This window comes from Gluconobacter sp. OJB (genome assembly GCF_039638275.1).
Classification (GTDB): Bacteria; Pseudomonadota; Alphaproteobacteria; order Acetobacterales; family Acetobacteraceae; genus Gluconobacter; species Gluconobacter cerevisiae.
In genome coordinates, this window is record NZ_JBDIWH010000001.1 from 1,812,721 (window position 1) to 1,837,218 (window position 24,498).

Below are 24,498 nucleotides of genomic sequence, written 5' to 3' on the forward strand. Positions count from 1 at the left end.
GGCCCCGCATCGCCCGCCGATCGGCGAGGATCATGCCAAGGAATTCAGCGATGTCTCTTGTCCTGGTCTCACCAGAGCCGTCAGCCCCCGATCAAACCAACGCCACGGCCACCACCGAAACACCGATGACCCGCCCCGATCCTGCCGCTCTCGCTGCAAAGAACCGTCAGGAAGAGCAGGTTCTGAAAAAGCGCTTCATCGGCATGGTGCTCGGCCTCGTCTTCGCACACGTCTATGTCGCGCTCGCGCTGGCCTATTCCTACATGGACAACCACAACCACCTGCACACCTGCTGGCTGCCACTGTTCGGCGCCTTCATCTGCGGGATGATCTTCGTCTTTCACGTCTCGATCTCGTAAGCCGGAGAGACCCGCATGTCCCGCACAGTCCGCCACGCCTGGCTCCAGCCCTTCCTGTCCACGACGTTATGGACCCTCGTCCTGATCGACATCGCCGTCATGACCTATCTGGAAAATCAGGATTTCTTCAAGGACTACGCCGGATGGGCCTGGCCCTCCGTCCTCATCACCGGGATCATCGGCTACTTCATCGGCCCGGCGATTGACCGCCTGTTCACCAAAAAATCCCCAAGCCAATAAGCCCGGGCCAATAAGAATGACCGTCCCATCAGACCTGCCGGATCAGGAATACCGCCGCCTCTTTCCACAACTGGCCAGCTACGGCGCCGGTCCGTTCGGGGAGGATGTCGATACATTCGGCGAAACCCTGATGGATGTCATTCAGGACGTGACGGAAACCCGGACTTTCCTCACCCGGGCCGCCGCCATCCGGGAACTCGAAACCCTGCTGGCCTGCAACGATATCGATCTGGCCCGGATCACCTGGGCTCTGATCGCTTTCGATCCGGTTGCGCGGTTCAATGACCAGACTGCCTGGCTCCCGGAACACTCGGCTCCGTTTCCCAGCCTCCGCGACTTCTGGACAGCCCTGTTACAGAGTCTCCAAATAGGGCCTCCTCCTTGGCCGGACACGTCAGCCCGCCAGCTCGGAGGCTGCGTTATGGAGCGGCATATCGCCCTGGCAGACTCGGATATCGAAGAACGGTTTACCTCCGAAAAACTCCGCTCCGTTTCCTTCTTCCACACAAAGGAAGACGCAGAACGTGCCATTCTCCAGACGCTTCAGAGCAACGCGGACACAATCGACGCATGGCTTGCTAAAACGCCTGACGGTATGCGCGAGAGCTTCGAACAGGATTTTCCCGAAGGCGTCGGCATTGTCATTACGGAACAGGATCGCCGCCCGACACCCGGCAAAACACTGTCCGTCACCCTGACCAAGCGCGAACTCCGCGGAATGGCCTATTATATCGAGACCATCAGGATCTACGCCTGACAAAAAAAGGGGGAGCAGACCGCTCCCCCTTTTCAGACCTTACCGCAAAATCCCCGTATGCCCGACGCTGTAGCGTCCCGGCTGGGGCCAGACCGTCAGGCCATGTGGCTCCGCGCCGACCGGGATCTTGCGCATCGCTCCCGTATCGGTGTCGATCGCATAAACCACATCGTCGAACCGACCTGACAGCCAGAGCAGCTTGCCGTCCGCGCTAACATTGCCCATGTCCGGGCTGCCGCCACCGGGGATCATCCAGGTCTTGACGACCTTGTCCGTCGCAAAGTCAATGATCGATACGCCACCCGGCCCATGCTTCGGGCCATGAATGCGATGTGATCCACGATTGGCCACATACATCATCTTGCCATCACGGCTCGGATACAGACCATGCGTGCCGATACCCGTCGGAATGAAGCCGGTTTCCTTGAAGGAATCCCCGTCCACAACGAACACGCCGTCCGCCATCATGTCCGCGACATAGAACTTGTGACCGTCCGGTGCCGTAAGAATATCCTGCGGCATCCCGCCTCTGGACAGCTTCAGCATCCCGATCATCTTCAGGTTCACCGTATCGACCTTGGCGACATAACCGCCGAACTCGCAGGTGAAGATCGCGTATTTGCCGTCAATCGAGAAATCGGCGTGATTGACGCCCTTGCATTCCGGCGTCTCGACCGAACCCTTCAGTTCCATCGTATGCGGATCGCGGAAGTCCAGACGCTTGTGCGCCTCAGCGACCGTGATCGCGTATTTCCCGTCCGGCGTGAAATACATGTTGTACGGATCATCCACGGCAATGGACGGACCCGGCTTGGCCGTCGCCGGATTGATCGGGGTGAGCGACCCGTCCGGACGGCCTTCGCTGTTATTCGTCACCCACAGCGTGCGCAGGTCCCATGACGGCACCACATGCTGCGGCGAATGTCCGACCGGGAACGTGTCCACAACCTGAAACGACACCGGATCAATGACGGAAACACTGTCCCCACGCAGGTTCGGCACATAGACACGCGCGGGGTCCTGCGCGATCGCTGGCGAAATATGGGACGGGGTCGTCTCGCTGTAGATGTTTTTCGGATCGATCACCGGCGGCATGCCCGGAATCGTCTGAATGCCGGACGCCGCAACGGGGGCCGCCACCGCAGCGGACGCATCGGCCGGAACCGACACCATCGGCGCACTCGGGGAATATTCCTGCGCATGAGCCGCGGCAACTCCCAGCAGCGTCACCGCCACCAGAAGAGGAGTCTTGAATGTCATGGATGGCTCCTTTGGAAAGACTGGATTGCCGCAACCGCAGCCCGGATCTGCATGTCAGTACCAATCCGGCCGAGTCCGGCCGATGCACGCCGCGGATCGCCACCATAGACGCCCTCGGCCACACCCGGTTTCGGAGCCTTGCGCAACGCCTCCTGACGCACAAGCGACGGATCGACCGCCAGCATCAGCGACGTATCGCTCAGCTCCGCATGAAGCCCCACTTCCGCACCATAACCCTGCGCACGCAGGGCATCAGCATATTGATGGGGCACAACTTCATAATAATCCCGCACATAAAGCACGGCGGCCTGACCTTTCCAGGCCCGCTTCAGCTCCTGCGCCACCTGCGCCATGAAGGACTGGTAGCCTCCGTGGTCGCCCAGCAGCACGATCCGCTTAAATCCCTGAACGCGAAAACTCTCCGCCGCCCCCTTGAGCAAGCCCTCGAACACGGCGGGCGGCACGGAAATCGTACCCGGAAACTTCATGTGAGACGTCCGCGGGCTGGTAGAGCCTTCCGGCACATACGCCACGACCGGCGCCACAAGCGTATGTCTGGCCTGAACCGCAATCCTGTCCGCCAGAACCTGCGCCCGCACATTATGCTTGCCGACCGCAATATAAGGCCCGCTCTGCTCGGTCCCGCCGACAGGGATAATGACGGTATCGGTCCCCGCCTTCACATCCTGCGCCACCTCGGTCCAGCTTCGGCACGCAAACTCGGCCTGAAGCGCCAACCCACTACAATGCGCCGTGTCGTCGTTGACATCCTGCGCCTGTACGAGGCCCGCAGACAGCCCCATCCCCGCGCAGAACAGGACGGAACGACAGGACAGGCGAAGCAGATTGAACATCAGGGCCGGAACACCTCTGGCAATGGCTGCACTTCCCTACCCCATCTTCCCCTCTCTTTTCCAGAGGGGCTTTTCCAGAGGCTGCTTTTCCAGAAGCGCCTTTCCCCGGCCGCGCTTTCAGATCAGAACAGCCGGTCTTTTCGCAAACGCATCCTGCAGTATAAGACAGCATGCCTTTTCCAATTTCCTACGATCCCGATCCCGTCGACAGCGCAGCTCACCTGATTCAGGTCGCGCTCACCCCCGTTTTCATGCTGTCCGGCATCGGCACCCTCATCAACGTCTTCAACACACGTCTGGCCCGCGTCACGGACCATCTTGAAGATGTCCGCAAGAAACTCGGCACCCCAAAGACGGACGATACCCCCGTCGATCCTATCGACACGCCCGCCCGCCTGCGCAACCAGCAGGCCCGCCTGCACCGCCGCGTCTTTGTGCTGGACGCCGCGATTCTCCTCAACGCCATCGGCGGCGCCTCAACCTGTGGCGCGGCCATGGCGCTGTTTGTCGGCTCGATCCGTGATGCTTCGACTTCGGCATGGCTGCTGGCGTTTTTTGGCATAGCTCTCGTCTGTACCGTCGGATCGCTCATGTTCTTCCTCGCCGACACGCTCCTGAGCTGGCACGGACTGCGGCACGACAGCGACCTGAGCCTCAACGCGGAATAAGCTGCCGCGCAATTTTATTTCAAACCCACGGGAAACATTAGTGTTTCCCGAAAGAAATATGGGCATTGTTCCCTATCGGGCTTTACTTTGCCTGTGATGGAATAATCGCCTCTGCGCAACAGAAGCCTCTCCTTTCACAAACAAGGCGAAAGTTTAAAAAGCATTTATGCAGGAAATGCAGGTCTGACCCTGCATCTGTATTTGTTGCTTTGTATACCGATTCTGGAGTTCCTCCCGCTGCACGCCGCAAAACGGCCCACAGAACCACACGGAGATTCTCCAGATGACGTCCATGACCCTGATCCACCTGATCGGCCTTCCCACCAGCCTGCTCGCACAGTTCTCGATGGTTGCCTTCGTTCCGATGATCGGCGCCCTCATGATTGCCACGGTTGCTGCCGACCGCGTTTCCGAGAGCTGATCACAGTCTTCTCGGGACAAGCCCGGCCTCGCGCCGGGCGTCCCGCTCCGGCCCTTACTGCCGGACGGACAGATAGGATTGCGGATCGAGCCGACGGCGCCACAGATCGCACAGCCAGCAGAAACTGATCCCAACAAGCATTCCGACCGATGTCGACCCAACCCAGTGCGTCGGCAGAAACGACATCATTACACCCGCCAAACCAGCAATCGTCCAGTTCAGCGTCCCCATCAGCGCCGCAGCCGCGCCAGCCTGATGCCCGTGATGCGTCAGCGCCAGAATACCCGCATTCGGCCCGATGAAGCCCAGCGAAAATGTGGTGCACCAGATCAGCGCACAAAGGACCCACGGATTCTGCGGCCCCGCAAATCCCCCCAGACACACCACTACCGCCAGCCCGCAAAACAGCAGAACCGCCAGCATCGCGATCTCCATAACCCGCGTGAACAGGAAGCGGTTCGCCAGCTTCGCATTCACCTGTGAGCCGATGATGAAGCCAATCCCGTTCAGCCCGAAGAAAATGGCGAACAGATGCGGCGAGAAATGCAGGATATTCTCAAACAGCGCAGGCGCATTCGACAGATAGGCAAACATCGTGAAGGTCGCAAAACTCACAACCATCACCGCAGAACAGAACAGTGGCTCGCGCAGCAGATCCCGGTAACGCGCCACCATCCCGCTGACCGGCAGTGCAAAACGTCGATCCATCGGCAATGTCTCGGGCAGCAGAAACAGCGTGCAAAAGAACATCACAACGCCAAAGACCACATTCGCCCAGAAAATCAGCCGCCAGCTTCCCCAGTCCAGCAGAAAACTCCCGATCGACGGCGCCAGCAAAGGCCCCAGACCGAAAATCAGCATCAGCTGGGACATGAGCTTCACACCCGCCGACCCGGTCGCGACATCGCGCACCATCGCACGGGGTGCCACGGAACTGATCGCCCCGCCCAGAGCCGCTACAAAGCGCAGCGCACAGAACATGTGAAAACTGGCCGTCAACGCCAACCCGACCGAGGCAAGCGCATACACTACCAACCCGAACAGCAGCGGCAGCTTGCGCCCATACCGGTCGCAGAGCGGGCCCAGCGTGAACTGTCCGATCGCCAGTCCTGCCAGCCACGCCGTCAGCGTGAGCTGCGCCGAACCGGCCCCATGCCCCAGATCATGCTCCAGTTCAGGAAAGGCCGGAAGATACATGTCCGTCGAGACAGGCCCCAGAATGAAGATCACACCGATCAGCACACGGGTCAGGCCATTCATCCCTTGCGGGGACGCCTGTTCGGAAAGTGACGTAACGGACACGCAGGCACCACGACTCAACAGAGCAAAAAACAGAAAACGGGCTTCTCCCACACAGGAGAAGCCCGTTCCATACTCAACGCCTTTTTATCCTGACTGACCAGCCCCGAATTCAGGTCCGGCCCGTCATTTCGGATACAGACGCAGGACTTACTTCGGCCAGTTGGCCAGAATGTCCGTCCGTACGCTCTGCGGCAGACCAACATAGTCGAGGCGGGCATTGTCCGCATCGCCATGCTGGAAACCCCAGGTAAAGAAGTCCCGAACTGCCTTGCCGGCATCCTTCTGAACCGCATCGACCGGCACCAGAACGAATGTCGCCGTCACTATCGGCCAGGAAGACGCACCATCCGTGTCCAGCAGGTTCACAGCATAATGATCGGCATGGACCCAGTCGGCAGCCTTGGCGGCTTCCGTGAAGCTGGCCAGCGTCGGCGCGACGAACGCACCACTGTGGTTCTTCATCTTGGCAATGTTCAGGTGGTTCTGCGCGGCATAGGCGTACTCGACGTAACCCAGACCACCTTCCGTCTGACGCACCAGAGCGGCCACACCGTCATTGCCACGCGCACCCGAACCGCCCGGCCAGGCGATGGACGTGCCAGCACCGAGCTTCTGCTTCCAGGTGGGGGAAACCTGCGACAGATAGGACGTGAAGACAAAGCTCGTGCCCGAACCATCGGCACGGTGGATCGGAGCCACATCCGTATCCGGCAGCTTCAGACCCGGGTTCAGGGCCTTGATGCGATCATCATCCCAAGTCGTGATCTCGCCGTCATACAGCGCAGCCAGCGTCGGGCCATCGAGACGGAGCTGGCCCGGAGCCAGACCCGGCACATTTGCCACAACCACGATACCGCTCATGACGGTCGGGAACTGGTACAGTTTTTCCTTGGCCAGACGCTCACCATTCATCGGCTTGTCGGACGCACCGAAATCAACCGTCCGGGCGATAACCTGATCCTGACCGGCGCTGGAACCCACGCTCTGGTAGTTCACGGAAATACCGGCCTGGCTCTTGGCGGCCGTGCCCCATGCACCATAGATCGGTGCGGCGAAGCTGGATCCTGCACCAGTGATGTCCGCAGCCTGCGCCGACGACACGAACGGGGTCATGGCAACAGTGCCAAGGGCCGTGGCGACGAGAAGACCGAATAGCGGAGCTCTGCTCTTGATCATGGGAATCCCTTATGGGGCGTGAAAACTGCCCCTTAGTAACGCTGGGACGAAGACAGAAACAGTAGGACCTGCGTGATAGTTTCATGACAGCCTCCAAACACCCCCAAGTGCCGAAATGTCACACCCCTCCCGCCCCAGCCCCCCAGCCAGCGCCCCCTTCGCAACAAAACTGACATATGAAATCTGGAACTCCCTGTTTTCCGGGGCTTTTCTCGTCTTTCGTCATGGAACTGTCATATCTCCGTCACGAAACCTTCCCATTATTTCAAAATGCGAATCAGATACCTGAACTGCGGAACACACGCCCTCCCCAGAAGGACGCACCGCAGCAATGGCTTTTTCTTTCCGTCGGACCACGGGTCTTTTGGCAACAACGACCCTGGTTTCCCTCCTCCCGCTTTGTGGCCACGCCCGGGCCGCCGACCAGATGCAGATCATGGAACGGCAGATCCAGGCCATGCAGGCCCAGCTCACCAGCATGAAGAAAGAACATGCTGAAGAAGTGAAGCGCGCCCGCGCCGTCCTGGCCCACCAGCGGGAAGAAGCCGAAAATAACCCCTACGCCCAGCGTGGCCGCTATATCGGACAGCCGCGCACAGCCGCACAGCCGTTTATCAGCGTCCGTCCTGCCAAGGCTGGTGCTGATGAAGGCCGTCCGCCATCAGACCGCGCAGACGTCTCCTCCTGGGCCGACTTCCAGCGCGCCACCTCGCAGGACGAAGAAGTCAGCGTCGGCGGCATCAAGGTCGGCTTCCCGAACGGCCGCCCGACGATCCAGTCCTCGGACGGTGCCTATGCCCTCTCGATCGGCCTCGCCTATCATGAAGACTTCGGCGGCTTCTTCAATTCCGGCCCTCGCCCCGGCGAAGCACGCGGTGCCTTCAACGGCTTCACGACCAACCAGCGCCGCCTGCGTATTCCGTTCATGTTCCGCTACAAGAACTGGGTCGCAGCCGTTACGCCTGACTTTGGTGCCAACCATAACGACGGTTATGTCGGTCTCTATGAAGGCAACCTGAACTACACCGGTCTTCACAACACCATCCTGACCGTCGGTTATTTCCAGCCGCGCGTGACGGAAGAAGATTCCGAAAGCTCCAACGACTTCTTCACGCTCGAGCGTCCGAGCATCACCGACATGGTGCGTAACATCGCCGCAGGCGATGCCCGCTTCAGCGTCGGCGGCCTGCATTACGAGAAGCGCTGGTGGATCGCCGGTTACTTCACGGGCCAGGAATGGGGCCATCGCAACGCGTCTGACATGAACTCCACCTATTACGGTGGCGGCAGCGGCACGACGGTCGACAGCCAGACGGGCGCCACCCTGCGCGTCGCCGGCCGTCCGATCGTCACCAAGGACGTGGACCTGCATGTCGGCGCCTCGGCGATTTCCGCCTTCAAGGTGGCCTGCAACACGGGTGCCGACCCCAACCACTGCACGCGTTCCACATCCTTCGGCCAGCGTCCGGAGTTTGACATCGGCGAAGCCAACCTCGCCGCAACAGGCGCCATCAGCAACGCCGCAGAAGTCTGGGCCGCCGGTCCGGAACTCGGGCTGCGCTGGCGCCGCCTGCTCGTCAAGGGCGAGTACTATCACGTTGGCGTCCAACGCTCGGGTCCGGGCCTGAAATCCGCTGGCTTCCAGGGCTGGTACGGCTCCGCAGCCTACACCCTGTTCGGCAACCCGCGCATGTACAACATCAAGGAAGGCGCATTCGGTGCTCCGGGCGTGAAGGCTTCCGAGGAATTCAATCCGGCCCTCAACCAGTGGGGCGCGCTTGAAGTCGTCGGCCATTACAGCGTCATCGACCTCAACAGCGGCCTCAACGATGCGAACGCCAAGAACGTCATCCGCGGCGGCCAGCAGACCGTCTGGACCGGCGGCATGAACTGGTACCCGAACCGTCATTTCGCCATCAAGGTGGACTACAGCCACTTCATCGTCTCCCGCAGCAACCAAGCCACCAACACGGCCGGTCGCACGGGCAACTCCGTCGCAGCCCGTATTCAGGCCGCGTTCTAAAACAGACCTGTTTCCCTCTCCCGGACCCCGGTTCGGGAGAGGCCTTTACCCAACACCATTGCGTGCACTCCCGCATTCCCGATTGCGACCCACGCCCCGCAGACAGCATGCTTCCCGTTCCACAACGAGAGAACCGGCTGATGCTCCCCAACGCAAAAACAGTTCTGTCCGCAGCAGCGCTCATCGCGGCCTTTCTGAACCCCATCGCTCGCGCGCAAACGCCCTCCCATATCGTCACCAGTCAGAAACTCGACTGGGCAACCGCCGCAGCCCTCGCCGCCGAAGCCGTGCGCCTCTGCGCCGCACAGGGCTATTCCGTCACCGCTACCGTCGTGGACACAACCGGCCATGAACAGGCCGTTGTCAAAGGCGATACGGTCCCCCTGCAATCGCTCTCCGTCTCCTATCGCAAAGCCTACACGGCCTATGCCTACGGTCTGGCTTTCCATAAAAACACGACCAGCGAACTGATCGCAGCAGGCGTCACCGGCCCCGCAAACGGCGCCCTGAACACCATTCCCGAAGTCCTGTTCGTCCCCGGCGGCGTCACCCTGCGCAGCGCAACCGATCATGCCATTCTCGGCGGACTGGGCGTCTCCGGCGCACCCGGTGGCGAGAAGGACGAAGCCTGCGCCCTGCACGCCGTCGAAAAATTCCGCAGCATCTTCCAGTAACACCCCCGCCCATCCCGAAATCAAAAAACAATGGTCTTTTTTATTCCATCGGCATTTTCCGGGATCTTTTCTGTATCCTTCGGTTTTTACCGTAGAGTTTCCCTTTACAGAACTTCCCGGTATTGTCCGGCCTCACTGAATACGTCCTGAAAGACTTGCCTCTTGCTGCGCTGGTTTCTGGTTTCCATCCTGTCCCTCACCGTTCTCCTCTCGGCCCTGTTCGGCGCGGGATGGATCTGGATCGATCATCGGGACCTCGCCGCCTTCGCCACGCCGCGATTGGAGAAAAAGCTCGGCCGCACCGTCCATATCGGCGCCCTGCACGTCCATCCGGGAACATGGCTGACCATTGAAGCCGACGACATCTCCGTCGCCAATATCGCCAGCGGCACCCGACCGCAGATGATGACGCTCGGCCGTTTCACCGCCCAGATCCGCCTGACATCCCTGATCTGGGGTCCGCCCGAAGCCCGAAATATCGTTATTTCGAAATTCTCGGGCCTGTTCGAGCGCACCCCGGCCCATCTGCCCAACTGGCGTTTCGGGCCCCATCAGAACGAACCTCGCGCGCCCCTCACCCCCGAAGAACAGGCCAAAGCAGACACGCCGCCCGATCTGAGCAATGCACCTGGTCTGCGCAATGCCACGATCCTCGACAGCGACGTCACCTATCGCTCGGCCAATGGCGCCTCTTACAAAACCACACTCGAAAAGGTCGCCTTCGCGTCAACGAGCGACAGTACCCCGTTCACCATGACCCTGACCGGCGCCTATAATGACACTCCCGTCAGTATTTCCGCCGAAATGGAGCCTATCAACGACCTGCGCAAAACGCCTGAACGCCCCTATGCCACCACCGCGCATGTCACCTCTGGCGACATGACTTCGGACTTCACAGGCACCCTCACGGACCCAATGAATTTCGAAGGCGTGGAAGGCCACACCACCGTCGCAACCCCCACATCCGACACATTGTTCAGCGTCGCCGGGATCACGGGCGATCATGCCCCCGTCAACGTCAGCCTCTCCGGCGATTTCAGCCATTCCGGCGATGACTGGCACTTCACCAAGGCGCGCGGCACCATCCAGACAAGCACAATGGAAAGCGGCGACTTCACCCTGATCGAAGGCAGCCACGGCAAACCCGATGACGTCACAGCGAAGACCGGTTTCGACCGCCTCGACATCAACGGCCTGATGCCAATTCTCGCCCCCTCGGGCTCGAAAGGCAGCAAAAAAGGCACGTCCACCCTACACGCCGACCTTCTGCTCATCACTCCACCCGATCCGGACCCGCTGGTCCATTTCAACCTGACCGCCCGCCAGCTCCTCTACAACAAACTCAGTTTCACAAACCTCAGAATCCAGGCTGCCCAGACCCCCAACCGGATCGAAGTTCCGCTCCTGCGTCTGGACTACATCGGCGCGTCCCTCAGCGCCGATGGCCGGATCGAAGCGGACGGAAAATCATCGCGCGTCTCAGCCGATGTCGCCCTGACCCATGGCGATATTGACCGTCTGCGTCGCGTCGCCGGTCTGGCCCCCGTTCCGGTCAAAGGGAGTCTGAGCCTGCGCATCACTGCCAATTCCAAAAACGTCCATACCCTCAACGAAGCCATGAGCCGGGCCGACATGACGGCCGCCGTCAGCATGGAAAAAGGTGAAATCGCAAAGGAAATTGTCGAGGCGGCTTCGATGGACCTGCGCCTGCTGTTCCGACACGCCAAGGGCACTACCCCCATCACCTGCCTGCTCGGCGTCCTCCAGATGCATCAGGGCATCGGCACCGTCATCCCGCTCCGTCTGCGGACAGGCGCTGGCACGATCACGGCCAAGGCAAATTTCGACCTTCCGCGCAAATGGCTTGATCTCGTCTTTGCAAGCCGCCCCTTCTCCACAAGTTTCTTCGCGCTCGACGTTCCCGTGCGCGTCAGCGGCTCCTTCGACGCTCCAACCCTTTCCCTTGCCAAATGGTCGAAGGCAGGACGCAACATGCTCGCGGATTCAAACGCAGTCACAAACCTGCCTCCCGCTCTTCAGGGTTTCGCGGCCTCGAACGCCTGCGCCCGCCCCACGCGTTAAGCCCACACACCAAGGCCGATTTGCACCCCATCCTGCCCCCGGCTATGCACATCGGACCGTAAAAGAGAGGGTCCAGAGATGCGTATTGCAATGGTCGGTGGCGGATATGTTGGTCTCGTTTCGGGCGCCTGCTTCGCCGAGTTCGGAGCGGACGTCGCCATCGTGGAACGGGAATCGAAAAAGCTCGCAGCCCTCCATGACGGGCGCATCCCCATCTACGAACCCGGACTGGACGCCCTCGTCAGCAGCAACGTCGCCGCAGGCCGCCTGACCTTCGGAGACGACCTCGGCGCGGCCATGGAAAACGCCGATGCCGTGTTCATTGCGGTCGGCACCCCCACCCGACGCGGCGACGGCCATGCCGATCTCACCTATGTCTATGCAGCCGCCGAAGAAATCGCCCGCGCCGCCCGGACGGAACTTCTGGTCGTCACCAAATCGACCGTCCCCGTCGGCACAGGCCGCGAAGTTGCCCGCATCCTGCGCCAGACCCGCCCGGACCTGACCTTCGACGTGGCCTCAAACCCCGAATTCCTGCGCGAAGGCAATGCGATCGACGATTTCATGCGCCCGGACCGGGTCATCGTCGGCATCGACCGCTCCGGCCCGGATGGCGGCAACCGCGCGCAGAGCCTGATCGAACAGCTCTATCGCCCCCTCACAGCCATTCAGGCCCCGATCGTCCTGACGGATCTGGAAACGGCAGAACTGACCAAATACGCTGCCAACGCCTTCCTCGCGATGAAGGTCACTTTCATCAACGAAATGGCCGATCTGTGCGAAAAAGTCGGGGGCAACATTCATGACATCGCCCGCGGCATGGGCCTCGACCAGCGGATCGGCAGCCGCTTCCTCAGCCCCGGACCGGGCTATGGTGGCTCCTGCTTCCCCAAGGACACCCGCGCCCTGACCGCCATCGCACAGGACGCCGGCGCGCCCACACAACTGGTGGAAGCCACAGTCGCGATCAACGAAGCCCGCAAAACCGGCATGGCCGAACGTATCATCACACAGGCGGGCGGAACCCTTGAGGGCAAAACGGTCGGCATTCTCGGCCTGACCTTCAAACCCGATACAGACGACATGCGCGAAGCAGCGTCCCTGCCCATTCTCGCCCGCCTGCACGACGCGGGGGCAACCCTTCAGGTTTTCGACCCCGAGGGCATGGACGCCGCCCGCTCACTCCTGCCGGACGGCGTGCGCTATTGCGAAGACGCCCTGTCAGCCGCGCAGGACGCCGATCTCGTGGTCGTCCTGACGGAATGGAACATGTTCCGCGCCCTCGACCCTCTCCGCCTGCGTGACGCAATGCGCGGCAACGCCATCGCGGATCTGCGGAATATCTGGAGCCCCGACCTCATGCGCGAGGCCGGATTCAATTACCAGTCCATCGGCCGTCCCTGAAGGGACGGCCTGAGGAACCTGCCTTAGCGGGCCTGAGCTTCAGCCCGGGCCGCAGCGCGATCCACCGGCGCAAACGTCCCGTTCTTCAGACGACGTTCCAGTTCTTCAAGCGACTGCCCCTTGGTCTCGGGCACATAGCGCAGCACGAACCAGAACGCGAAGGCATTGACGGCAGCAAACAGCCAGAACGTCCATCCCGCTCCCAGAACCTGCACCAGAGACAGCGTCGTCAGCGAAATCACCAGATCCGCGCCCCAGTGCCCACCAGCCACAAGGCTCATGCCCTTGCTGCGGCACGACAGCGGATAGACTTCCGCACCCACCAGCCAGATCGCAACCGACAGACTGCCCGTATTGAAAATGGTGTAGGCCATCACCGCAGCCACCGTGATCCACGCTCCGACACCACCCGTCAGATGCATCGCAAACGCCGTCCCCAGAACGACCAGCGCCACCACAGCTCCCGGCAGCAGACGCAGCAGCAGCGTGCGCCGTCCCCAGTTATCAACGGCCCAACCGCCAAACACCGTCGCAAACACCATGCCCACACCCACGGCCACGGATGTCAGCAACGCCGAATCCTGTCCGAAACCCGCATCGGCAAAAATAGTCGGCGCGTAATACATGACCGCATTGATGCCCGTGAACTGGCACAGAAGCGCAATGCCCACAGAGGCCGTCAGCGCAGGCCGCACCCACGGCTTCGCCAGTTCGGACCAGGGCGCCTGCACATCGTGGTTTTCGAGGATGCCGTCCAGTTCCCGATCCGCAATCTCATCGGTCGCACGCACCCGACGCAGAACCATGCGGGCTTCTTCGGTCTGGCCGTTCAGAGCCAGCCAGCGCGGACTGTTGGGCAGAAACGCCATACCGACAAACAGGATCAACGCAGGAAGCATCCCGATGCCGAACATCATACGCCAGCTAGAATCCCGCAGAAGGTAGCCGGTGATGAAAGAAATCGTAACGCCGGACACCACCGCAAGCTGAAAGCCCACGACAAGCCGGCCCCGACGCTCGGGAGGGGAGATTTCAGCAATATAAATCGGCACGATCTGCGACGCACCGCCAATCGCCAGCCCCAGAATGAGACGGGCAAGGATCAGAACGGCCACGCTTTGTGCCGAGGCCACGATGATCGTTCCCACAAGGAACAGCGCCGCCGCAATCATCACCGTCCGCCGACGTCCGAGCCGGTCAGAAATACCGCCCGCCACCAGACACCCGATCAGAGCACCCAGAATGATGGCTGACGTCACAACTTCCGCACCCAGCGTATCCAGATGGAAGTCGTTGCGGAGCTGGAGCAGCGCGGAGGAAATGATGCCGGTATCATACCCGAACAGCAGCCCGCCCGTTGCCGAAATCGTTGCAATGAAATTCGTCAGAGCATTCCCGCTCAACCTCATGGACCCGTTCCTGCCCTGCATCATAAAACCTCCGCCGCGAAGTCGCAGACCACTATTGTGTAAACAATCCGTCCTCTTTAACGCTCCATATCGAGGAAGTAACATCACAAAAGTGATGGTTTTCGTTTTTTGCGTGAAATTTTTCGTGTCCTCTCCTGCTTACCCCAGACACGAAAAACCCCCTTCCCGAACGGAAAGGGGGTCTGATGTCACGTCCACCAAGAACGCCGCCTTACGGCTGGACAATCCGCAGAATGAACGCCGTCAGGGTATTGACCGCATCATGCTCGGGACGGTTCGCAGCCAGACGCAGCTCCGGCGATACCGGCGCCTCATAAGGCGCGGAAACGCCCGTAAACTCCGGAATTTTCCCCGAACGCGCCGCTGCATACAGCCCCTTGGGGTCCCGCTTTTCGCAGGTTTCCAGCGGCGTATCGACGAAGACTTCATGGAAGTGCTCGCCCACGATCTGCCGCGCCTGCGCCCGGTCCGCCTCAAGCGGAGACACCAGCGCCACGATCACGACCTGACCGCTCTCGGCCAGAATTTTCGCCACATGTGCCGCACGGCGGATGTTTTCACGGCGGTCTTCCGGCGAGAAGCCAAGATCGCTGCACAGCCCGGCCCGCAGCGTGTCCCCATCCAGAACGGTCGCGTTGATCGCCTGTTCCGAAAGCGCCAGCTCTGCCGCCCGCGCCACCGTGCTCTTGCCCGAACCCGGCAGCCCCGTCAGCCAGAACACGCCGCTCTTGTGGCCACGCGTCTGGACCTGACGGGCCGCAGACACACGGCTGGCTGTCGGATGAATGGCATGTTCGCCGTCCGCCAGTTCAGCCGGACCAATCAGCGGCGCGCCACCAACGATACGCTGGTAGCGATCCACCAGAACACCACGCCCGTCACCAAAACCCGGCGCGAACGGATCGAACAGCACGGCATGAGACGCCGCCAGCGTGATCTCCGCAAACCCGTCGGGCGGCACGCTGTCGCCCGCACGCAGAGTCAGATCTTCCAGATCCACCACGGCATCGATGGACGCCACCGTCACGTCATGCTCGGCCGTGGCCAGACGTAGCGTGAAGCTCTCGCCCACCCGCAGCGGCTCGCCACGCAGCCAGAACAGACGCGTGCGAATCCGGGCCGAACGCTCCGGCGCCGCAGCCTTGTCATCCGCCGGGAACAGCAAATCGCCCCGATCTGGAACCAGATCCGGCTCCAGACGCAGCGCGATAGACTCGCCCGCACCCGCGACCGGAAGCTCCGGCGCATGCCAACGGCAGACTTCCGCAACCGTCGCAACCTGCCCCTGCGCGCCGATCGTCAGACGATCGCCCGCACGGACGGTCCCGCGTTCAATCCGCCCCGCCACATAGCGCACGCCATCAAAACGATAGACATCCTGCACCGGCATCCGGAACGGCAACGCAGCGCGCGATGCCGGCGGCGGCACATTGGCCAGCGCCTCTACCAGCGTCGGCCCCTTGTACCAGAGCGAACGCTCGGAACGGCTGGCGATGTTGTCACCATCGCGCGCAGACGCCGGAACAACAGCCTCAACCTCGATTTCCAGACGACCCAGAAGCTGACGCACGTCGGACTCGACCTTGACGATCTTCGCTTCGTCGAATTCCAGCAGATCGGACTTGTTGAGCAGCACGATCACATGACGAATGCCGATCAGACGCAGCAGCATGGCATGACGCCGTGTCTGCTCCTGCGCGCCTTCCTTGGCATCCACAACCAGCACGGCAGCCTCCGCATCGGCGGCCCCGGTAATCATGTTGCGCAGGAACTGGCGATGGCCCGGCGCATCAACGATCACGAATTCCCGCGACCCCAGACGGAACGGAATGCGCGTGGAATCAACCGTCACGCCCTGATCGCGCTCGATCTGAAGGGAATCGAGCAGAAAGCTCCACTCCACCGCCAGACCACGCTTGCGGCTGCTCTCGACGATCTGCGCCAGCTTGCCGTCCTGAAGGCTGTCGGTGTCATACAGCAGACGCCCGATCAGCGAGGACTTGCCGTGATCGACATGCCCGACAATGACGATGGGTGTTGCCGCAGCGCGATGGGTCTCGGAATACTGTCCGGTCACGATATTGTCGCCCATTGTCACAGATACCCCGCCACACGCAGACGCTCGAACACGTCCTCGGATTCATGATCCATCGCACGCCCCGCACGTTCGGACGTCCGGCTGGTTTCCAACTCGGCAATCACTTCCGCCACAGTGGAGGCATTGCTCTCAATCGGATTGGTGATGTCCTGATCGCCCAGCGAACGATACCGCTTGCCGTCTTTCGCGAAATACAGATCCACCAGCGGGATGTTCTCGCGCTCGATATAGCGCCAGATGTCGATCTCGCGCCATGACAGCAGCGGATGGACACGGATATGCATGCCGTCTTCATACGGCGTCGCATACTGGTCCCAGAACTCGGGCGGCTGGTTACGCACGTCCCAGCGATGCCCCGCACCACGCGGGCTGAACACGCGCTCTTTCGCCCGCGTCGCCTGCTCGTCACGACGGATACCCGCAATAACGCCACGCAGCTTGTGCTTCTCGATCATCGCGGCCAGACCGGCCGTCTTGCGCGCGGCAGACCGGGCAGCAGGCGGAAGCGACGGGTCGATGTCCTCAACCGGCGGGCAATAGCCCAGCAACAGGTCGAGATCCCATTTCTTCGTATATTCGTCGCGGAACGCATACATTTCCGGGAATTTCTTCTCGGTATCGACATGCATGACCGGGAACGGTACGCGCCCCATGAACGCCTTGCACGCCAGCCACACCATCACATTGCTGTCCTTGCCCAGCGACCACAGCAGGGACAGGGGCTTCAGCTTGCGATAGGCCTCGCGCAGAATGAAAATGCTCTGGGCCTCAAGCTGGTCCAGATCATCCATGATACGCGGCTGCGCCAAAGAAGGGGCCAAGCTTGTGGTGGTGGACTGATCCCGCGACAGGATCGGTGTCTGCGTCATTATCCGCTCCGTAGTCATGCCGGCCTGTGAATGCCGCATTCCGTCTTGGCCAGACCGGCCCACCGGCCCGCCCGTCCATCTTCACCATCCTTGACCGCCCTTGTGCACGGAGCACAACCGATCGAGGTGTAACCTTTTGCAACCAGTGGATGCCGCGGCAGATCCCGGCGCTGCATCTGCGCCTCGATCTGCCGCGGCATCCAGCCCGCCAGCGGGTTGAGCTTCACGCTGCCATCAGGCTGAGGGTCCAGAACCGTCAACGCCGTGCGCGTTGCGGACTGGCTGCGCTTGCGCCCCGTAATCCAGACATCGAAATCCGGCAGCACCAGATCCAGCGGTTCAACCTTGCGCAGCGCACAGCACGCATCCGGATCAAATGCAGCCAACTGGTCCTGCGGATCACGGTCATGCAACGCTTTGGGCGTGGGCGAGAGGGTCCGCACATCAGACAGACCCAGACTGCGCACCAGACGGTCGCGATACTCCAGCGTTTCAGGAAAATGCCGCTTCGTATCCAGAAAAAACACCGGAACAGACGGATCGATCTGCGCCACCAGATCCAGCAAAACCGCCGACTCCGCCCCGAAAGACGACACAACAGCCACACGCCCGCGCAGCCGTGTCAGCGTCTCCTGCAAAATCCGGTCTTCCGGGACCTGCCGAAGATGATCCAGTTCCGTCCGTGAAAGAGACATGTGTCGCACCTGCCTGTGTCCAGATCAGTCCGACCGCTCAGGCGGCCTGCCAGAGACATAGGCGCACACATTCCAAAAATAAACTATTTTGTTTGATATAACGATTTTATTTTGTGCTAAAGCGAAGCCGTAAGGCCATTCCTCAACGCAGAAGCCGCCGCACCCTGCCCGGAACTGCCATCAACCGCTCCCGCCATCCCCGCCGGGCTTCGACCCGAGGAGCCGTCTCCTCGCGCATCCGTCGTGCCGCAGCCGACCCCGGCAGCGGATCAGCCGCCTGCTGCGCCATACGCTCCCAGCTTTCCACGCGCCGCTCCACATCCGGCTCAACCCTGAAAAACACCCCGAATTCGAAGCCCGGAGGCGCTGTATCCTCAAATCCTGCGCAGGCCAGCTCCAGAATACCTTCCCGCACCAGAGGAACCATCAGCGTCGCAAAATGCCGGGGCGTCAGAACCCAGCAATGCACATCCACATAATGTGAAGGATCGGACAATGCAGGCCGCACCCAATCCAGAGCCTCCTCCAGAGAATACTGGGCTTTCATGTCACCCGGCAGCGCCAGACCATCATGGAAATCCTGACAGCGCACATCGGAATCGCGCACCTTGTTCAACGCAAAATCAAGAATGTCGCGCGGGTCAGGCGTCCGCCGTTTCTGCATCCACGCCACCAGCAGATCCGACAACCGGCTTAGCCCCCGCAGCGCATCAAACGAAAAACGGGCATCAGGCAGCATCAGACGGATTTCGCCGCCTTCCGAAAGAACCTCGGAGGCTTCGTGCAGCCACCCGATCAGATCTGGAACATGTTCTCCCACATGCGACGCAACAACCAGATCAAACAGCCCGTCCACACACTCCTTCAAGGGACGGTCCAGCCAGACCACATCCACCGGAACCAGATTGTCGCGGCTCACACCGGGGTCCCAGGCGAACTGACGCAACAGCCCTTCCGTATCCACCCGATCTGCGTAAAGAACGTCGCTGTCCCTACGCGTGAGGACAGGCGTCGTCAGAGCGCCGATTTCCAGACAGCGCGCCTGACTGAAATCAATACCACGCCGTAGAGAGGCCTGACGTTTCAGGAAAATATCTGACACGGAACCTCATCTATACGTCGGGACAGAGCGCAGCACTGACCATCCAAGAACCGAAAACGACCAAAAAGCTATAGAAATCCCCAAAAATCTGTCAATGCCAGGAACGACTCACCCCACAACAGAAACTGGCCCACAACCTCATAAAATGGCTCATTATGCCATTTTCAAAAACTCCAAAAGCCAAACACACATCATATAAAGCCTCCTTCACATCATCTGGCACGGTTCATGCATCAGAGGGTTTCATGGACACGCCCTCACTCCTTCACGCCAAGCGCCTTCCGCGCCTCCTTGTCGGCCAGCCCGTGCAGCCGCAGATGATGGCGGAACTGGTAGTAGGTCAGACCCAGCAGTTCCGCAGCGCGCCGCTGGCTGAACTGCGCCTCGCGCAAAGCAGCTTCCAGCAGACTGCGCTCATGCGTCCTGACATCCGCCCCGAAATCACGCGGGAACGTCAGCGCCTCTCCCCCTGCCGGAACAACCGCGGGCACCGCTGGCACCACGCGCTGAACCTGAGCGTCCTTCCAGTCCGGCACGACGAACGGGTCCAGCACGATCTCGTCCAGCGCCTTTTCCGGCCGGTCCATTCTGTAAACACTGCGTTCCACCACGTTGCGCAATTCACGGACGTTGCCGGGCCAGTCATAGGCCTGCAACCGCTCCAGCGCGCGCTCCGTGAACCCCGCAAACATCTTCCGCCCCAGTTCCGCACTCATACGGGTGGCAAAATGCTCGGCCAGCAGGGAAATATCCTCCGGACGCGCCCTCAGCGGCGGAATGTTCACAACATCGAAGGCCAACCGGTCCAGCAGATCCGCCCGGAAACGCCCTTCCCGCGCCATAACGGGCAGATCCGCATTGGTCGCCCCGATCAGCCGCACATCCACCCGGATGGTCTCGCTGCCGCCCACACGCTCGAAGCTGCCATATTCAATCACCCGCAGCAGTTTTTCCTGCACAGCCTGCGACGCGGTGCCGATCTCATCCAGAAACATCGTGCCCCCGTCCGCCCGCTCAAAGCGCGACAGACGCCGCTTCTGCGCGCCGGTGAACGCCCCTGCTTCGTGACCAAACAGTTCGCTGTCCAGAAGCGCCTCGGGCAACGCCGCGCAGTTAAGCTTCACCAGCGGCCGGTCCCACCGATCCGACAGCAGGGCCAGACGCGCCGCCACCAGTTCCTTACCGGTCCCGCGCTCTCCGATCACCAGAACCGGACGCCGCAGGGGCGCCAGACGGGAGACCTGATCCAGCATCCCCAGAAATGCCGGAGCCCGCCCGATCGGGGTCGGCACCTCGTCGATATCGGTGCTTCTCGCCATTTTATGGTCTCTCACGCCCCCGTTCAGGTCTTCAGTTCATAACACCCTCAAAACAGCATCACTGACAAGAGCAGGGATCTGTCCTAAGTCTCTTCAATAGGAAGGAAAGCATCATGGGTATTTTTTCTCGCCTCGCCGATATCGTGAACTCCAATCTGAATGCGATTCTCGCCAATGCCGAGGACCCGCAGAAAATGATCCGTCTGGTCATTCAGGAAATGGAAGACACGCTGGTCGAGGTCCGCAGTCAGGCCGTCCGCACGATCGCCGAGCGCAAGCAGCTCGAACGCCGCGTCCGCACCATGATGCACGAAGAAGACGAATGGCACCGCAAGGCCAGCCTCGCCATCGAACGGGACCGCGACGATCTCGCCCGCGCAGCCCTCGCCGCCCGCCACAGCGTGGAGCAGTCGCGCGAGGCACTGGAGCAGCAGATCGCCCAGATCTCGGACGGGCTGGACCAGCAGAACGACGACATTTCCAAGCTTCAGGCCAAGATCGCCGACGCCAAATCCCGCGAAAAGGCGCTCTCCATCCGTGCCCGCACCGCACAGGGCCGCCTGAAAACCCGTGAAAAACTCTACGACACCCGCATCGACGACACGCTGAACCGCTTCGATCAGGTGGAACGCGCTCTTGATGAACTGGAAGGCAAGGCAGAGGCGTATGATCTGGGCCGCCGCACCGGCCACCCCACCCTTCAGGAGGAACTCGCGGCCCTTGAAACCGATGCCGTCGTGGAAAACGAGTTCGAAGCCCTCAAGCGCCGTGTGGCCGAAAAGAAAAGCGCAGGCTGAGAAAAGGCTGACCGAAAGGCCCAAGGCATGAATTCGTCCATCTTCCCCTTCCTTGTTCCCATCACAGCCATCATCTGCTGGTCTGTCGTCAGCATGGTCAAACATGCCAACGGCTCACCAAAAGGCACGGCCCAGCAGGACCCCATGCTTCAGGCCGCCCTGACACAGGCCGAAGCCCATGCTACGCGTCTGGAAGAAAGGATCGACCAGCTCGAACGCATCCTCGACGAGGATATCCCGGGCTGGAGAGCAAGGAACGCACGATGACACGCCGCCCCGTCCTCTTTTCCGGCCGCCGCCCGGCGCTTCTGGCCCTGCTGGCGGGTACCGTCCTGCTGTCGCCCGCAGCCCACGCCGCGCGCATGACCCTGTCCGGAGAGGATCTGGACCTGTCCATCCCCTGCACCGGACAGGTCAGGGTCGTGGTCGATCCCAACATGAAGGACGGAGCAACGCTTGATTCAAGCAGCCTCGGGCAGGTCGCCATGCACACCGGCAAAGAAGAGGCGCAAAGCCGCATCTCCATCGCCACAAAGTCCTGCGCGCCCAACGGAAAGCTGACAATCAGCATCTCCCCCAGCACCGGCCTGACAATCCACGACAGCCACGACACGCATTTCGTCATCGCCGGAAAACTCGCCTCCCTGGATGCCAACCTCGATTCCACAACCATGGACATCGAAAACACCCAGTCCCTCGACCTGGACATGCAGGGCGCCTCCACGGTTCACATCCACTCTCTCGAACGTGCGGCCCAGATCGTGGCCTCCGGCACCTCGACGCTGACGGCTGACACGGCACAGCTCGCGGCCCTTTCTGTGCAGTTGACGCAGAATGCGGGTATGACACTCTCGGGTGGCACCATCGACGCCCTGACGCTGATTACAGCCGATCAGGCCAGCGCCACCATTCTGGCTCACGCCACGGTCGCGACTGTCGCGGCCAACGGAACGGGTGACGTCAATATTGAGGCGGTTACAGGGCCAATGGTGCGCTCGGGCAAAGGCACCGTCCGCGTCGGCGCGGAGAATGGCGTGATTTATCGCCCCACACCGCCGCCACCGGCCACCGCACCAACACCTCCTCCCGCAGCCCAGCAGCCGCCCCTTCCGGTGCAGACGCCCCCCGCAAGCGCGGCCCCGACCGTTCCGGCGCCGGTGGTCCCACCCCCGCCTGTTTCAGCTCCCGCTGTTCAGACGCCTGTGGTTCAGGCACCTCTGACGCAGGCCCCGGCGACACCATCCGTGGTTCAGGCTCCCGTACGTGCCCCCCAGCCTTCCGCGTCTGAAAGCCCGGCCCTCTCGCAGGCTCCCAGCGTCCCAGCCCCGTTAAAAGACGCCGCGTCGAATGCCCAGCAAACGGCGCAGGCACCTGCGAGCCTTCCCGTTTTCAACACGCCCGTTCCGTCCGCACCACAGACAACGCTTCCGGCCAGCAACCCAGCACCCACAGCGACAAACCCAACACCCGGAATCCCCGCCGCAGCCAATCCGACAACGGGCAATCCGGCCACGACCGCTCCTTCGACGACCGGAAAGAGCGCTCAGAACGGCGCACAGGGGGAATAGGGATGCGCCACCATCTGCATGCGCGTCTGGCTCTGCTCGCGCTCCTGAGCTGCGGTGCCGCACCCGCGCCACCAGCCCCTCCGGCACCTCCCTCGCCTCCAGCCCCCACGCCTCCGGCCCCACCGACCTATGACGCCTCCTCGATGAGCAGTCCCGGCACGCTCGTGATCCCGGCGACATGTCTTGAGACCCTGTCGGTCGTGAGCGGCCCGGATGCGCATATCGTCTCCGGCAGCGGCAGTCTGAAGAAGCATGGAGAACGCCTGACCTTCACGACCACACCACAGGACTGCGCGGCTCAGGACAGTGCGGTGGTCATGGTTCCGACCCGGACCAGTCTCGACATCCAGTCCTCCCACAGCCACACGACGCTCTATCGCATCGCTGGCATCAACGGCGACGTCACGGCGGAAAGCGGACACGGCGATCTCGACATCGATCAGGCCAGCGGTCTGAACCTGACGATGACAGGTCCCGGAGACGTCTCGGTCGGGCGGGTGACGGGACGAATGACCGTGCAAAGCCTGTCCAGCGGTGACCTGCAGATCGGCGATATCGCAGCCTCAAGCGCCAGCATCACAGCCATGTCGTCGGGCGATATCCGGGTCGGACGGGGGAGCGTAGACGTTCTGACGGTCCGGGATTATGGCTCGGCCGATATTACGCTGAACGCCACCGCCCGCGATGCGGATCTGACCCTTCTCGGCAGCGGTGATATCACGCTTCAGAAAGTGAGCGAAACGCTGAAGAAGCGTCCGATCGGGTCCGGCACACTCTCCGTGCAGGATACAGCAGGCGCGCGGATCACGACCGTGACCACACCGGACGGGTCCGCCATCCTGTCTGATGCGACACGCAAGGTTCTGGATCATCTCGATATCCATATGGAGATGCCTGAGATCAATTTCGGCACCACACCGACTGTCCGTCATCATTCCAGCAATCATGGGGTGATTGGCCTGCTGCTGAAAATCTTTCTGATCATCTGGGCCGTGCGTCTTTTCCGCCGCTATCGCCGGACAGGCGTTATTCCGTTCCGGGGGACGCTGGACAAAGCAGCCGCGGGATATGCGGAAGGTGTACGGAGCTGGTCCCGGCACCGTGCGGCATGGCAGGAAACACCCGCTGCCAGCGCGACAGCCGTGGTCAGGGATGCTGTGCTTGGTTTCCGGCGTCCGCACCCCGAACCGGCGGAAGATTTCTCCCGCTCCGTCCCGCCGGGCCATCCGCTGGCCCGGCTTCAGGATCGGCTGGCGCGCATGGAGCGCAGGCTCGGCCTGATCGAGCGCTGCGTCACATCGTCCGATTTCAGTCTGGAGCGGCAGTTCCGCGATCTGGAACGGACCGATGGTCGACGCGCCTGAATACAGGACGGAAACTTTGACGTCCGGATGCAGGCA

At 61.4% G+C, this 24,498-nt stretch carries 23 protein-coding genes; 13 read left to right on the forward strand and 10 right to left on the reverse strand.

Annotation, left to right across the window (positions count from 1 at the left end; all coding sequences use genetic code 11):
- Positions 1 to 50: 50 nt before the first annotated feature.
- From ABDK74_RS08345 to ABDK74_RS08355, 3 genes are read left to right on the forward strand one after another with little or no spacing between them, the layout of a single operon-like run.
- A complete protein-coding gene (locus ABDK74_RS08345) occupies positions 51 to 359 on the forward strand; it encodes a hypothetical protein (protein ID WP_346003451.1) in 309 nt (102 codons plus the stop codon).
- A gap of 15 nt (positions 360 to 374) precedes the next feature.
- A complete protein-coding gene (locus tag ABDK74_RS08350; protein WP_194254009.1) occupies positions 375 to 599 on the forward strand; it encodes a hypothetical protein in 225 nt (74 codons plus the stop codon).
- 16 nt (positions 600 to 615) lie between these two features.
- Entirely contained in the window at positions 616 to 1,356 is a 741-nt protein-coding gene (locus ABDK74_RS08355) for an RNase A-like domain-containing protein (RefSeq protein ID WP_346003452.1), read from the forward strand.
- A gap of 39 nt (positions 1,357 to 1,395) precedes the next feature.
- Here ABDK74_RS08355 and ABDK74_RS08360 read toward each other — a convergent pair whose 3' ends face one another.
- Together ABDK74_RS08360 and ABDK74_RS08365 are read right to left on the reverse strand one after the other, a co-directional pair.
- On the reverse strand, positions 1,396 to 2,616 hold the full coding sequence (locus tag ABDK74_RS08360) for a YncE family protein (RefSeq protein ID WP_346003453.1): 1,221 nt from the start codon (positions 2,614 to 2,616) through the stop codon (positions 1,396 to 1,398).
- Positions 2,613 to 3,470, reverse strand: a complete 858-nt coding sequence (locus tag ABDK74_RS08365) for a creatininase family protein (RefSeq protein WP_408874475.1) — start codon at positions 3,468 to 3,470, stop codon at positions 2,613 to 2,615. Before ABDK74_RS08365 ends, ABDK74_RS08360 begins: the two co-directional genes overlap by 4 nt.
- 170 nt (positions 3,471 to 3,640) lie before the next feature.
- Between ABDK74_RS08365 and ABDK74_RS08370 the strand changes: the two genes are divergently transcribed.
- Both ABDK74_RS08370 and ABDK74_RS08375 read left to right on the forward strand, forming a co-directional pair.
- Complete coding sequence (locus tag ABDK74_RS08370; protein WP_346003454.1) at positions 3,641 to 4,138, forward strand: DUF2721 domain-containing protein; 498 nt, start codon at positions 3,641 to 3,643, stop codon at positions 4,136 to 4,138.
- A 283-nt stretch (positions 4,139 to 4,421) separates the two neighbouring features.
- A complete protein-coding gene (locus tag ABDK74_RS08375) occupies positions 4,422 to 4,559 on the forward strand; it encodes a hypothetical protein (RefSeq protein WP_156474507.1) in 138 nt (45 codons plus the stop codon).
- A gap of 54 nt (positions 4,560 to 4,613) precedes the next feature.
- On the opposite strand, the gene ABDK74_RS08380 is transcribed toward ABDK74_RS08375, so the two are convergent.
- Together ABDK74_RS08380 and pstS are read right to left on the reverse strand one after the other, a co-directional pair.
- On the reverse strand, positions 4,614 to 5,861 hold the full coding sequence (locus ABDK74_RS08380) for a multidrug effflux MFS transporter (protein ID WP_346003455.1): 1,248 nt from the start codon (positions 5,859 to 5,861) through the stop codon (positions 4,614 to 4,616).
- A 147-nt stretch (positions 5,862 to 6,008) separates the two neighbouring features.
- Positions 6,009 to 7,037 (reverse strand): phosphate ABC transporter substrate-binding protein PstS, encoded by a 1,029-nt coding sequence (gene pstS / locus ABDK74_RS08385; protein WP_194254015.1) that lies wholly within the window; start codon positions 7,035 to 7,037, stop codon positions 6,009 to 6,011.
- A gap of 331 nt (positions 7,038 to 7,368) precedes the next feature.
- On the opposite strand from pstS, the gene ABDK74_RS08390 reads away from it, so the two are divergent.
- From ABDK74_RS08390 to ABDK74_RS08405, 4 genes are all read left to right on the forward strand, one after another.
- A complete protein-coding gene (locus tag ABDK74_RS08390; RefSeq protein WP_194254016.1) occupies positions 7,369 to 9,060 on the forward strand; it encodes an OprO/OprP family phosphate-selective porin in 1,692 nt (563 codons plus the stop codon).
- Between the two features lie 140 nt (positions 9,061 to 9,200).
- Positions 9,201 to 9,734, forward strand: a complete 534-nt coding sequence (locus tag ABDK74_RS08395) for a GlcG/HbpS family heme-binding protein (RefSeq protein ID WP_408874506.1) — start codon at positions 9,201 to 9,203, stop codon at positions 9,732 to 9,734.
- Positions 9,735 to 9,896: 162 nt separating this feature from the next.
- Complete coding sequence (locus tag ABDK74_RS08400) at positions 9,897 to 11,816, forward strand: AsmA-like C-terminal region-containing protein (RefSeq protein WP_346003457.1); 1,920 nt, start codon at positions 9,897 to 9,899, stop codon at positions 11,814 to 11,816.
- A 78-nt stretch (positions 11,817 to 11,894) separates the two neighbouring features.
- Entirely contained in the window at positions 11,895 to 13,220 is a 1,326-nt protein-coding gene (locus ABDK74_RS08405; protein ID WP_346003458.1) for a UDP-glucose/GDP-mannose dehydrogenase family protein, read from the forward strand.
- Between the two features lie 23 nt (positions 13,221 to 13,243).
- On the opposite strand, the gene ABDK74_RS08410 is transcribed toward ABDK74_RS08405, so the two are convergent.
- From ABDK74_RS08410 to pspF, 6 genes are all read right to left on the reverse strand, one after another.
- Positions 13,244 to 14,650, reverse strand: a complete 1,407-nt coding sequence (locus ABDK74_RS08410) for a sugar porter family MFS transporter (RefSeq protein ID WP_408874507.1) — start codon at positions 14,648 to 14,650, stop codon at positions 13,244 to 13,246.
- Positions 14,651 to 14,861: 211 nt separating this feature from the next.
- Positions 14,862 to 16,742 (reverse strand): adenylyl-sulfate kinase, encoded by a 1,881-nt coding sequence (gene cysC / locus ABDK74_RS08415; RefSeq protein ID WP_346003460.1) that lies wholly within the window; start codon positions 16,740 to 16,742, stop codon positions 14,862 to 14,864.
- 2 nt (positions 16,743 to 16,744) lie between these two features.
- Positions 16,745 to 17,539 (reverse strand): sulfate adenylyltransferase subunit CysD, encoded by a 795-nt coding sequence (gene cysD, locus ABDK74_RS08420; RefSeq protein WP_346004192.1) that lies wholly within the window; start codon positions 17,537 to 17,539, stop codon positions 16,745 to 16,747.
- A gap of 92 nt (positions 17,540 to 17,631) precedes the next feature.
- Positions 17,632 to 18,312, reverse strand: a complete 681-nt coding sequence (locus tag ABDK74_RS08425) for a phosphoadenylyl-sulfate reductase (protein ID WP_346003461.1) — start codon at positions 18,310 to 18,312, stop codon at positions 17,632 to 17,634.
- A gap of 142 nt (positions 18,313 to 18,454) precedes the next feature.
- Positions 18,455 to 19,414, reverse strand: coding sequence for a methyltransferase domain-containing protein (locus tag ABDK74_RS08430; protein WP_346003462.1), 960 nt, complete (start codon positions 19,412 to 19,414; stop codon positions 18,455 to 18,457).
- A gap of 257 nt (positions 19,415 to 19,671) precedes the next feature.
- Positions 19,672 to 20,733, reverse strand: coding sequence for a phage shock protein operon transcriptional activator (pspF, locus tag ABDK74_RS08435; protein WP_346003463.1), 1,062 nt, complete (start codon positions 20,731 to 20,733; stop codon positions 19,672 to 19,674).
- 113 nt (positions 20,734 to 20,846) lie between these two features.
- Between pspF and pspA the strand changes: the two genes are divergently transcribed.
- The 4 genes from pspA to ABDK74_RS08455 are packed head-to-tail and all read left to right on the forward strand — an operon-like array spanning position 20,847 to position 24,462.
- The gene (gene pspA, locus ABDK74_RS08440; protein ID WP_346003464.1) at positions 20,847 to 21,530 is read left to right on the forward strand and encodes a phage shock protein PspA; all 684 of its coding nucleotides are present in this window, start codon (positions 20,847 to 20,849) and stop codon (positions 21,528 to 21,530) included.
- A gap of 27 nt (positions 21,531 to 21,557) precedes the next feature.
- A complete protein-coding gene (pspB, locus tag ABDK74_RS08445; RefSeq protein ID WP_346003465.1) occupies positions 21,558 to 21,797 on the forward strand; it encodes an envelope stress response membrane protein PspB in 240 nt (79 codons plus the stop codon).
- On the forward strand, positions 21,794 to 23,098 hold the full coding sequence (locus ABDK74_RS08450; protein ID WP_346003466.1) for a hypothetical protein: 1,305 nt from the start codon (positions 21,794 to 21,796) through the stop codon (positions 23,096 to 23,098). The genes pspB and ABDK74_RS08450 overlap by 4 nt, the downstream gene beginning before the upstream one ends.
- A gap of 2 nt (positions 23,099 to 23,100) precedes the next feature.
- Positions 23,101 to 24,462, forward strand: a complete 1,362-nt coding sequence (locus tag ABDK74_RS08455; protein ID WP_346003467.1) for a GIN domain-containing protein — start codon at positions 23,101 to 23,103, stop codon at positions 24,460 to 24,462.
- Positions 24,463 to 24,498 lie beyond the last annotated feature (36 nt).

Bases quoted from the DNA above. Each gene is read 5' to 3' on its own strand.
- ABDK74_RS08345 (WP_346003451.1), top strand. From the start codon at position 51: ATGTCTCTTGTCCTGGTCTCACCAGAGCCGTCAGCCCCCGATCAAACC.
- ABDK74_RS08350 (WP_194254009.1), top strand. From the start codon at position 375: ATGTCCCGCACAGTCCGCCACGCCTGGCTCCAGCCCTTCCTGTCCACG.
- ABDK74_RS08355 (WP_346003452.1), top strand. From the start codon at position 616: ATGACCGTCCCATCAGACCTGCCGGATCAGGAATACCGCCGCCTCTTT.
- ABDK74_RS08360 (WP_346003453.1), bottom strand. From the start codon at position 2,616: ATGACATTCAAGACTCCTCTTCTGGTGGCGGTGACGCTGCTGGGAGTT.
- ABDK74_RS08365 (WP_408874475.1), bottom strand. From the start codon at position 3,470: ATGTTCAATCTGCTTCGCCTGTCCTGTCGTTCCGTCCTGTTCTGCGCG.
- ABDK74_RS08370 (WP_346003454.1), top strand. From the start codon at position 3,641: ATGCCTTTTCCAATTTCCTACGATCCCGATCCCGTCGACAGCGCAGCT.
- ABDK74_RS08375 (WP_156474507.1), top strand. From the start codon at position 4,422: ATGACGTCCATGACCCTGATCCACCTGATCGGCCTTCCCACCAGCCTG.
- pstS (WP_194254015.1), bottom strand. From the start codon at position 7,037: ATGATCAAGAGCAGAGCTCCGCTATTCGGTCTTCTCGTCGCCACGGCC.
- ABDK74_RS08390 (WP_194254016.1), top strand. From the start codon at position 7,369: ATGGCTTTTTCTTTCCGTCGGACCACGGGTCTTTTGGCAACAACGACC.
- ABDK74_RS08395 (WP_408874506.1), top strand. From the start codon at position 9,201: ATGCTCCCCAACGCAAAAACAGTTCTGTCCGCAGCAGCGCTCATCGCG.
- ABDK74_RS08405 (WP_346003458.1), top strand. From the start codon at position 11,895: ATGCGTATTGCAATGGTCGGTGGCGGATATGTTGGTCTCGTTTCGGGC.
- ABDK74_RS08410 (WP_408874507.1), bottom strand. From the start codon at position 14,650: ATGCAGGGCAGGAACGGGTCCATGAGGTTGAGCGGGAATGCTCTGACG.
- cysC (WP_346003460.1), bottom strand. From the start codon at position 16,742: ATGGGCGACAATATCGTGACCGGACAGTATTCCGAGACCCATCGCGCT.
- cysD (WP_346004192.1), bottom strand. From the start codon at position 17,539: ATGGATGATCTGGACCAGCTTGAGGCCCAGAGCATTTTCATTCTGCGC.
- ABDK74_RS08425 (WP_346003461.1), bottom strand. From the start codon at position 18,312: ATGTCTCTTTCACGGACGGAACTGGATCATCTTCGGCAGGTCCCGGAA.
- pspF (WP_346003463.1), bottom strand. From the start codon at position 20,733: ATGGCGAGAAGCACCGATATCGACGAGGTGCCGACCCCGATCGGGCGG.
- pspA (WP_346003464.1), top strand. From the start codon at position 20,847: ATGGGTATTTTTTCTCGCCTCGCCGATATCGTGAACTCCAATCTGAAT.
- pspB (WP_346003465.1), top strand. From the start codon at position 21,558: ATGAATTCGTCCATCTTCCCCTTCCTTGTTCCCATCACAGCCATCATC.
- ABDK74_RS08450 (WP_346003466.1), top strand. From the start codon at position 21,794: ATGACACGCCGCCCCGTCCTCTTTTCCGGCCGCCGCCCGGCGCTTCTG.
- ABDK74_RS08455 (WP_346003467.1), top strand. From the start codon at position 23,101: ATGCGCCACCATCTGCATGCGCGTCTGGCTCTGCTCGCGCTCCTGAGC.